The following is a 9,401-nucleotide window of genomic DNA, read 5'->3' on the forward strand; positions in this document are numbered from 1 at the left end:
CCTTGGAAGCGTTGTATACAACGAAATCTGGCTCGAAGTTAGCAAGTTCCTCAGCAGTTGGCTGAATGAACATGTTGGTTACAAAGTGAGCCTGCCATGCAACCTCAACGATGAAACGAACTGCCATACGGGTATCTTTATTAGCACCGCAGAAAGCATCAACAACATAGAGCTTCTTGTTGCAGAGCTCTTTCTTAGCGATATCCTTAACAGTTGCCCATACGTCCTCAGACATAGGATGGTTATCATTCTTGTACTCGTCGGAGGTCCACCAAACCTTATCCTTGGAATTTTCGTCCATAACGATGTACTTATCCTTAGGAGAACGGCCAGTGTAAATACCGGTCATAACATTTACAGCACCCAGCTCAGTAACTGTTCCAACATCATAGCCCTCGAGGCCAGCCTTAGTCTCCTCTTCAAACAGTACCTCATAGGAAGGATTGTGGAGAATTTCAGTAGTACCGGTGATACCATACTTAGTCAAGTCAACAGTTGCCATTTTGCTATCTACCTCTTTCTTTTGACGATTATGCCACAATGATTTACTACTTCACTAAGCCTTTCGGCCTATAACTCAAATAAAATCATTTATGACATTTATAATTAAAAACATACTTCCGCCTAGCGGAAAACCCTTCTTGTATTGTAGACGTTTTGGCGAAATTTGTCAAAGATTATTAATTATTATTTTATGATAAAAAAAGCTTATAGTTCATATTACTTTTTCTTACTTTAGGTGAATTGTAATACACTTTTAGGCATATCAGCCTTCTCAACTGTATTTTTATGAACAATCTCCGCATCCTTCAATCCGGCCAGCCCGGCAGGAATGCCAAAGCTGTTTATTGTAGCCAGCTCGTCCAGCAGCTGGAATTCATCCTTCCCCTCTATACTCTTGCCCAGGGCTGTCAGCACACTTTCATTAAATTTATATGGACTGGCGGTGGATACAATGACAGGATTATCCAGTCCCTTCAGCCTGTACAGGGCATTCCAGGCCACGGCGGTGTGGGGGTCAGGAATATAGCCCTCCATATCATATTCCTTTTTAATCATACCTTTTGTTGCATTATCGTCAGACCAATCTGCGCTGAATACCTCTTTAATTTTGGCCAGCACCTCTGCTCCCACATCATATCGGCCACAGTCAGCCAGCTCCTTCATCCAGCCGGCCACCTGGGCCTGATTGCCAGTAATATGGTACAGCAGCCGCTCCAGATTGCTGGAAATCAGGATATCCATGGATGGGCTGATGGTCTTAAAGAATTCCCGGTTTCGGTCGTATACACCTGTATTGAGAAAATCGGTAAGCACATTATTGGTGTTGGAGGCACAGACCAGCTTCTTTACCGGCAGGCCCATGGACATAGCGTAGTAGCCGGCCAAAATATCCCCAAAATTCCCTGTGGGCACAATGAAGCTCACCTTATCTCCCAGCTTTATTCTGCTCTCATTAAGCATATCGGCATAGGCACTGAAATAATATACTATCTGAGGTACCAGTCGGCCCCAGTTAATGGAATTGGCTGAGGACAGGGAGAAGCCCTTTTCATGAAGCCGGGTATTAAATTCCCGATCATTGAAGATGGCCTTTACCCCGCTTTGGGCATCATCAAAATTGCCCTTTACCGCAGTTACAGCCACATTGCCCCCCTGCTGGGTAACCATCTGCAAACGTTGAATACGGCTGACTCCATTGTCAGGATAGAAAACCATAATCCTGGTCTGCTCCACATCTCTAAAGCCCTCCAGGGCCGCTTTGCCCGTATCCCCGGAGGTGGCCACCAGAATGAGCACCTCATTTTGTTCACCGGTTTTCTTCAAAGCAGTGGATAACAGCTGGGGCAGCAGCTGAAGGGCCATATCCTTAAAGGCACTGGTGGGGCCATGCCACAGCTCCAGCACCGAAGCATCCTTCAGAAAATTTACAGGAGCAATGTCCTTATGGTCAAATTTGCCATTACCGTAGGCCCGGTTCACACAGTCCTCAATCTCTTCTCTGGTATAATCCGTCAAAAAAAGACTGAGCACCTTGACGGCCCGTTCCTGATAGGAAAGCTGCTGAAGCTCCCCGATAAATGGCAAATCAACCTTAGGCATAGTGTCCGGTACAAACAGGCCTCCATCATCGGCCAGCCCCTTGATAATAGCTTCGGCTGAGGATAATTCCTGGTTGTTTCCACGTGTGCTGATATATTTCATATTATTTTCACTCCTTTTTAATGCCTTCCCCTCTGGGGAAGAAGTACTGCTGGCGCAGATAGGTGGCGTTGCCGACTGGTATAGCCTTCCCCTCTGGGGAAGGGGGACCGCTGGCGGTGGATGAGGTCATCTGATGAGCTTCCCTACAGAAGCGTTAACAGCCTTCACCAAATCCTTGGGGGACAACAGAAGCTGCTGGCCCCGAATTCCGGCACTGATGGCGATATTATCCCATTTCTCCGCAGAGTCATCCAAAAAGACCGGATAATTTTTCTTGGCCCCCAAGGGAGAACAGCCACCTCGTATATAACCAGTAAGCCCCAGCACTTCCTTCAGGGCAACCATCTCTACGCTTTTGTTGCCTGAAGTCTTGGCCAGGGCTTTAAAGTCCAATTCACCATCCCCAGGTATGCAGGCCATAAGCACACCGGTTTTGTCACCGCGACAAACTAGGGTCTTAAACACCATTTTCACATCCATACCTGTGGAGGCTGCAACATGAATCGCACTGAGATCATCTAAATCCACCTCATAGGTCTTTATATCATAGGGGATTTTCAGATTATCCAATATGCGCGCTGCATTTGTCTTTTTTATTTTCATAATCCAATACTCCTGTCTGGCAATATCTTGACACATCTGCAATTATATCACAAGACATTTGTATTGTACATATAGACCTTTAATTTACACCTATCCTTGATTATTGTTTAACCCAAGCCTAAGGGGTGCTAAGTCTCATTTAAAAACTGATACTTCCGGCAAGGTTTCCGGCCGGAGAGGATTTACGCCATCTCCCACAACGGCATCAGCACCAGGGTAATTGGCTGCCCGCACTGCCTCGTCATCGTTATTGCGCATGGCCCGAATTCCACGGGCCCGTACCTCATCAGATGGACCGATAAGCTTGGCAATTTCCGCCTTGTTTTCCTCCCATCGCTTGTTGGAGGCCGATACCTCACCGTTTATTTTATTGGCCTGAGCTTCAAAATTTGGGGTGCGGCGTTTCATAACCTTTTCCCCCCGGGCGGCCTTGGCCGCATCCTCCTTGGCCTGCTCCTCGGCCTGCTTCTTGTAATCCTCTACCTTTTCCTGATGATTGATGCTGGTATAATAATCATCCATCATTTCATAGAAAATATTTTTCCGTTCGTCCAGGAGATGCTCCAGGTGCCTGCCGCCTACCGGAACCTTTAAGTCATCCAGGGCTTCGCAGGATTCCTTCATTATTTTCTCCGCCCCAATGATCCAGTCCTTATTGATTTCCGGTATTTTCTTTTTCAGCTCGGCAAATTTATCCTCTGTATTCTTTATATTGGTCCGTACCTTTTCCACATACCGCTTCATATCCCGGTCGTTTTGCTTTACCACAGCCTCAACGAATTCCGCATAGTTGACGATTTCGTATATCTGCCAGCTTTCATCCTCCATTTGATGCATTTTAAATTTCAGGACAAAGCTGTCACCGTAATTTGGTTCAAAAACCCGGATGGCCACCGTGGCTGTAGGCTGGCCTGCCGGCTTTTCCTCCCCTTCCTCCCCACTGTCCTCCGGAACAATAGCCGGATCCGTGGTCACATACTCCATTTTGCGCATGGTCATGGTGCGCAGACCTATTTTCTCCTGGAAGGCAGTAATCTGGGAGGGTTCTTTCTCCTTTGGCCATTTTTCGTTGGCAACAAATTTCAGAATATCCTCCTTGGTCTGCTTGGCCAGGGTACCATCTAAAATCATCTGTTTATCAGGACTGTCCATATCTATAATCTTGCTAAGGTCATTGACGCCCTTGTTTACTACGGAATCTAAATCCACATATTTTTTGAATTCCTCCACATTGCCGGTATGAACGGCCTTCTGCAATGAATTCATTGAATATGCAGGTGTATGAACATAATAAAGGAAATAAAACGCCGCCGCCGCACCGGCCAACAATATCTCCAATAATATGCCGATTATTATGGCACCTTTATAATTCATATATTTACCACTTCTCCCAAGCTATATTTATTGCCAAACAAACGACAATAACGTGTGTTTCAGATTTGGCTAAATCAATTGTATCATAAATTATCATTTTCTTAAATGAAACTACAGTATCATACTCAGTATAAAGTATTTGCTTAAAATCTGAAAAATCCTTCTTTTTTTGTTACAATATATTTGTAACCGAAGAATGAAATGATAATGAAAGCGATTAGCCTTATGGCTTCGCCCAAATTGTGTCACTTTAGTATAGGAGCGTGATATTTAATGAAAATTGCCTTAGCTCAGCTTCGGGTCCTCCCCGGACGTCCCGATGACAATACCCGGAATATGCTGAAAATGATTCAGGAGGCCAAGGATAATGGGGCGCAGATGATTATTTTCCCGGAAATGGCCATACCCGGCTATTTATTGGGGGACACCTGGGAGCAGACGGCATTTATCAAGGATTGCGAGGAATGCGGCCAGGATATTATTGATGCCTCCAGGGATATTGCTATCATTTTTGGCAATGTGGCTGTGGATTGGAACAAAAAAAATAATGATGGCCGTCCACGGAAGTTCAATGCCCTGTTTACCGCCTATCACGGCAAGCTGGTTACCCCGGATCATATGCCCTATCCCTTTGTTATAAAAACCCTGATGCCAAACTATCGGGAATTTGATGATACCCGTCATTTTTTCAGTCTTAAGGAATTGGCGGAGGAACAGAATGTCAGTGTAAAAGACCTTATCTCTCCGGTACGTCTGTACATAAATGGTAGGATGTATTCTGTTGGCGGCTTCCTTTGCGAGGATGGATGGAGCGACAATTATAATTATTCCCCAATCGATTTTCTCCAGGAAAAGGGGGTAGATTTCTTTGTCAATATATCCTCATCACCATATACCCTGGGCAAAAACAAGAAGCGGCATGTGATTTTCGGTCAGCAGGCCAGGGACCATGGTGCTCCCCTTATTTACGTAAACAACACCGGCATACAAAATAACGGCAAGACAATCTATACCTTTGATGGCTCCAGCACGGTATACAGCAGGAAGGGCTATCCGGTGGAGCGAATGGGTAAATTCCTTGAGGCCATTCAGTACGTGGAGCTGGAGAATATTGACAATATGCCGGAGGCCTTGTATAAGCCTCAAAAGGAGATTGCCAATATCTTTGCCACTTTAACCTATGGGGTAAAAGCATTTTTGGCTGATATTCATATGGACAGGGTGGTCATCGGGGTTTCCGGCGGCATTGATTCGGCAGTGGCCGCAGCCCTTTATACCCATATCCTCGGCCCGGAAAATGTTCTTTTGGTGAATATGCCCAGTGTATATAATTCGGAAACCACCAAGGGCTTGGCCCACAGGCTGGCGGAAAACCTGGGCTGTCACTATATGATAATGCCCATTCAGGATTCTGTGGAGCATACCATAAAGCAGCTGGAAACCATTCCGGTAACCTTTATGAAGGATAAATCCACCCAGCAGCTAACCGTCAGCTCCTTTGTAGCGGAAAATATACAGGCCCGTGACCGAAGTGCCCGGATTTTGGCCGGTATAGCTGCGGCCTTTGGCGGAGGCTTTACCTGTAATGCCAACAAGGCGGAAACTACGGTGGGCTACTCCACTCTCTACGGGGACCAGGCCGGCTTTTTATGTGCTTTGGCCGATTTGTGGAAGTTCCAGGTCTACGACTTGGCCCGGTATATGAACAGCGAGGTTTACCAGCGGGAGGTTGTGCCTCAGGCCACCATTGATATTGTTCCAAGTGCGGAGCTGTCTGCGGCCCAGAATGTGGACGAGGGGAAGGGGGATCCCATAAAATACCCATATCACGATTATTTGTTCAGAAGCTTTGTGGAACGCTGGGAAAAGGCGACACCGGCTGATATTATCCGCTGGTACCGGGATGGAATGCTGGAGGATAAGCTGGGCTGTGAAAAGGGCATCGTAGGAAGGCTCTTCCCCACCCACAGGGAGTTTATAGATGATTTGGAGCGCTGGTGGAAGCAGTTTACGGGAATGGCTATAGCCAAGCGCATCCAGGCACCGCCTATTATTGCCGTCAGCCGCCGGGCCTACGGCTTTGACCATCGGGAGGCCCAAAACTGGGTATATTATACAAGGCAGTACCGACGCATAAAGGAAGAGCTGCTGAAGTAAGGGCTGGGATCCTCCCCGGGGAACGCCCTGGCAGCGGTATCATCGAATATCATCGGATATCATCGGTATCATCACATACAGCCGAAGCCACATTTGGGATTGAACCTTAATAAAGACATAAAGTAGACCTTAAAAAGCACTGACAGCTGATTTGCAGCCATCAGTGCTTTTTTTCATAGTATTTTACAAAGGTTGCGGACCTGGCAGCCTTATGGGCGTCTGACCATGGTTTCATCAATTTCGGCCAAAGAGAAGGCACCGCACATACTCATGGTATCCTCCAGCTCCCCCTTTATTTTATTGATATAGGCCGCTACCCCTTCCTCGCCGCCACCATATACGGCAGTAACAAAGGGACGGGCAATAATTACTGCATCAGCCCCCAGGGCCAGTGCCTTAAATACATCGGTGCCGGTGCGGATACCGCCATCCACCAATATCTTTACCCCGGAGCCCTTCAATGCCTCCACAATCTCCGGCAAAACCTCGGCTGTAGCCGGACACTGGTCCAGAACCCGGCCGCCGTGATTGGATACCACAATACCTGCTGCTCCGGCTTCCTTGGCTTTTAAGGCCCCCTTTACCGTCATTATTCCCTTGACGATAAACGGACGTCCGGCAGCCTCCACTATGGCCTTCAGCTCCTCCACACTCTTGGAGCCGGCTGGCGGATTCATCCCCTTTAAGAAGGGCAGACCGGCAGCATCCACATCCATGGCCACGGCAAAGGCCTTTGACTCCTTTACCAAAGCCATTTTTTCCTTGATAGTATCGATATTCCAAGGCTTAACGGTAGGAACTGCCATACCATCGTTGGCGGCAATGGCCTGAGTAGCTGCCTTCATTACTCCTGCATCCACCCCATCACCGGTAAAGGCCGCAATACCATTTTCGGCGCAGGCCTTAACCAATACATCATTGTAGCTTACATCATTGTATTTATCGCTATAATGCAACGTAACAGCCCCCACCGGACCGGCAAAGAAGGGGGCCTTAAATGTCTTGCCAAAGAGCTCAAGGCCGGTATCCACTGCCTTGCCCTGACACAGGGTATCCATATTCACCCGAATTTCCTGCCACTTGTCATAATTTCTGATGGCAGTATCACCTACTCCCTTGGAGCCGGGGCCGGGCATCACATTTCGGCAGGCCCGTCCATTACACACCGGACAAGCATGACACTTGTCGCCAATACATTCCTTTGCCTTAGCAATAACCTCTGAAAAATTCATAGCCAACCTCCTTTTAAACACACAACGGACTGATTTTATTTATTCGGTTTGAGCCTCCTCTATAATAGTAAGCTGCTCAATTTCCTGGTCGTTCATCTCCACTGATGGCAAATCCGGCAAATCAGCCAGCTCATTAAGACCAAAGCATTTCAAAAAGTTTTCCGTGGTACCGTACAAAATAGGCCGGCCCAAGACCTCCTTACGGCCCAATTCCCTTATCAGCTCCAGCTCAACGAGCTTGGCCAATACCTTTTCAATATGTACCCCCCGAATATGCTCAATTTCCTGTTTGGTAATGGGCTGCTTAAAGGCAATAATGGACAAGGTCTCCATGGCCGCAGCCGACAGCTTCTTGTCTTTGGTTTCGGTCAGCTTTTCCACATAGGGAAAGAGCTCCCCACGGGTTGCCAGTTGCCACCCACCGGCCACATGCTGAACCATCAAGCCACTGCCCCGTTCCTCCAGGGATTTTTCCAGAGTCTCCACCAATTCATCAAGCTTATCTATATCAATGCCTAAAATATCCACCAGCTGCTGTGCAGAAACCGGATCGCCACTGGCAAAGAGCACAGCCTCCAAGGCGCCAGTAAGTTCATCCATATTCATTAATTTTCACCAACTCTTACCTGTATAATGATTTCCGAAAAACGGTCCAGCTGATATACCCTAATGCTTTTCAGCTTAATTAGCTCCAATAAAGCCAAAAAGGTAGTGATTAGCTCAGAGCGGTTTCCCTTATGAAAGGCTTCGGCAAAGGAAAGCTTGCCGCCACACTTATTGAGCATAGACAGCAGCAGCTCCATTTGGTCAGCTATAGTAAATTCCTCCGGCTCCACCAGGGCATCGGGAATGCGCAATTCCTTGTGGAGGGCCAGCACATTGCTGAAGGCCCGCACCAGATCCTGCATGGACAAATTGTCCGGTGGCAGGTGATGTACCGGAAAATCAATGGGGCCCCGAGTAACGTATTTTTCCTGCATATCCTGCATATCCAGCAGCACCGTGCTAATCTCCTTATATTTTTTATATTCCAAAATGCGATCAATAAGCTCCTGGCGGGGGTCAATCTCCTCTGTATCATCCTCTTCCTTGGCCTTAGGGGGCTTCGGCAGCATCATTCGTGACTTAATCTGCAGCAGGGTGGCCGCCATCACCAAAAATTCACTGGCTATTTCCAAATTAAACTCACGGAACTGATCCAGATAATCAAGGTACTGCTCCGTGAGTTCGGCTATTGGAATATCGTATATATCGATTTTGTTCTTATCAATAAGGTGCATCAAGAGCTCCATAGGGCCCTCAAAGCTCTCCAGCCTTACTGAATATTTTTCCATAAAAAAATGTTCCTCTTCAAATGTTTTTAATCATCTGTAATTATATACCATAAGTAACATTTTTTACAATATTATGAAGGGAACTGCTCCATAAACTCGGCTGGTGAAGAAAAATTAGTGCCTGTGGTTGTTTGGATAAACTCGACTGTGGCCCGGTCCACCCGTTCCAGTCTTTTTTGATTTAGTATCCAATCCATGTTGTCATCGTGCTGAAGCGACGCGAAGCTAGTCCTGAAAGGGCTTCCCCTCCCCCTACGGGACTAGCTCATTGCATTCGCGTCGCTAGGGGAAGGCTTTGGGGACACCTCATTCGCGTCGCTAGGGGAAGGCTTTGCACAGGCCGGGGATAATTAGCTTGAACAATAGACGAGATGCGTGAAGAAAATATTTTTGCCCACTAAAATTAGCTGGAAAAATTACCTGTCTGAGCAACGCGAGTTATAATTTTTCCAGCTATGTAATTTAAAGCAAAACAATATTTTCAAGCAGCTCTGTC

At 47.0% G+C, this 9,401-nt stretch carries 8 protein-coding genes; 1 reads left to right on the forward strand and 7 read right to left on the reverse strand.

The genetic code is table 11. The features are described 5' to 3' along the window. The 4 genes from Q0Y54_RS09310 to Q0Y54_RS09325 form a co-directional block, all read right to left on the reverse strand. On the reverse strand, positions 1-502 hold a 502-nt coding region (locus tag Q0Y54_RS09310), incomplete at its 3' end, for a phosphoenolpyruvate carboxykinase (ATP) (RefSeq protein WP_297966723.1). Between the two features lie 233 nt (positions 503-735). Further along, on the reverse strand, positions 736-2,205 hold the full coding sequence (thrC, locus tag Q0Y54_RS09315; protein WP_297966726.1) for a threonine synthase: 1,470 nt from the start codon (positions 2,203-2,205) through the stop codon (positions 736-738). Positions 2,206-2,331: 126 nt separating this feature from the next. Beyond that, positions 2,332-2,808, reverse strand: a complete 477-nt coding sequence (ybaK, locus tag Q0Y54_RS09320) for a Cys-tRNA(Pro) deacylase (RefSeq protein ID WP_297966731.1) — start codon at positions 2,806-2,808, stop codon at positions 2,332-2,334. Positions 2,809-2,943: 135 nt separating this feature from the next. Then, a complete protein-coding gene (locus Q0Y54_RS09325; RefSeq protein WP_297966735.1) occupies positions 2,944-4,182 on the reverse strand; it encodes a hypothetical protein in 1,239 nt (412 codons plus the stop codon). Between the two features lie 273 nt (positions 4,183-4,455). On the opposite strand from Q0Y54_RS09325, the gene nadE reads away from it, so the two are divergent. Further along, positions 4,456-6,339 carry an NAD(+) synthase gene (gene nadE / locus Q0Y54_RS09330; RefSeq protein ID WP_297966739.1) on the forward strand — a complete coding sequence of 628 codons (1,884 nt, stop codon included), beginning with the start codon at positions 4,456-4,458 and terminating at the stop codon, positions 6,337-6,339. Positions 6,340-6,548: 209 nt separating this feature from the next. Here the strand turns inward: nadE and Q0Y54_RS09335 are convergent, their stop codons facing one another. Genes Q0Y54_RS09335 through Q0Y54_RS09345 form a run of 3 tightly spaced genes read right to left on the reverse strand, consistent with a single transcriptional unit; the run spans position 6,549 to position 8,905 of the window. After that, positions 6,549-7,571: an alpha-hydroxy-acid oxidizing protein gene (locus Q0Y54_RS09335; protein WP_297966743.1), complete on the reverse strand. Its 1,023-nt coding sequence runs from the start codon at positions 7,569-7,571 to the stop codon at positions 6,549-6,551. 39 nt (positions 7,572-7,610) lie between these two features. After that, positions 7,611-8,177 carry an SMC-Scp complex subunit ScpB gene (scpB, locus tag Q0Y54_RS09340; protein WP_297966749.1) on the reverse strand — a complete coding sequence of 189 codons (567 nt, stop codon included), beginning with the start codon at positions 8,175-8,177 and terminating at the stop codon, positions 7,611-7,613. Then, on the reverse strand, positions 8,177-8,905 hold the full coding sequence (locus Q0Y54_RS09345) for a ScpA family protein (protein WP_297966755.1): 729 nt from the start codon (positions 8,903-8,905) through the stop codon (positions 8,177-8,179). The genes scpB and Q0Y54_RS09345 overlap by 1 nt, the downstream gene beginning before the upstream one ends. Positions 8,906-9,401 lie beyond the last annotated feature (496 nt).

It is taken from the genome of uncultured Anaerovibrio sp., assembly GCF_947302755.1.
Classification (GTDB): domain Bacteria; phylum Bacillota; class Negativicutes; order Selenomonadales; family Selenomonadaceae; genus Anaerovibrio.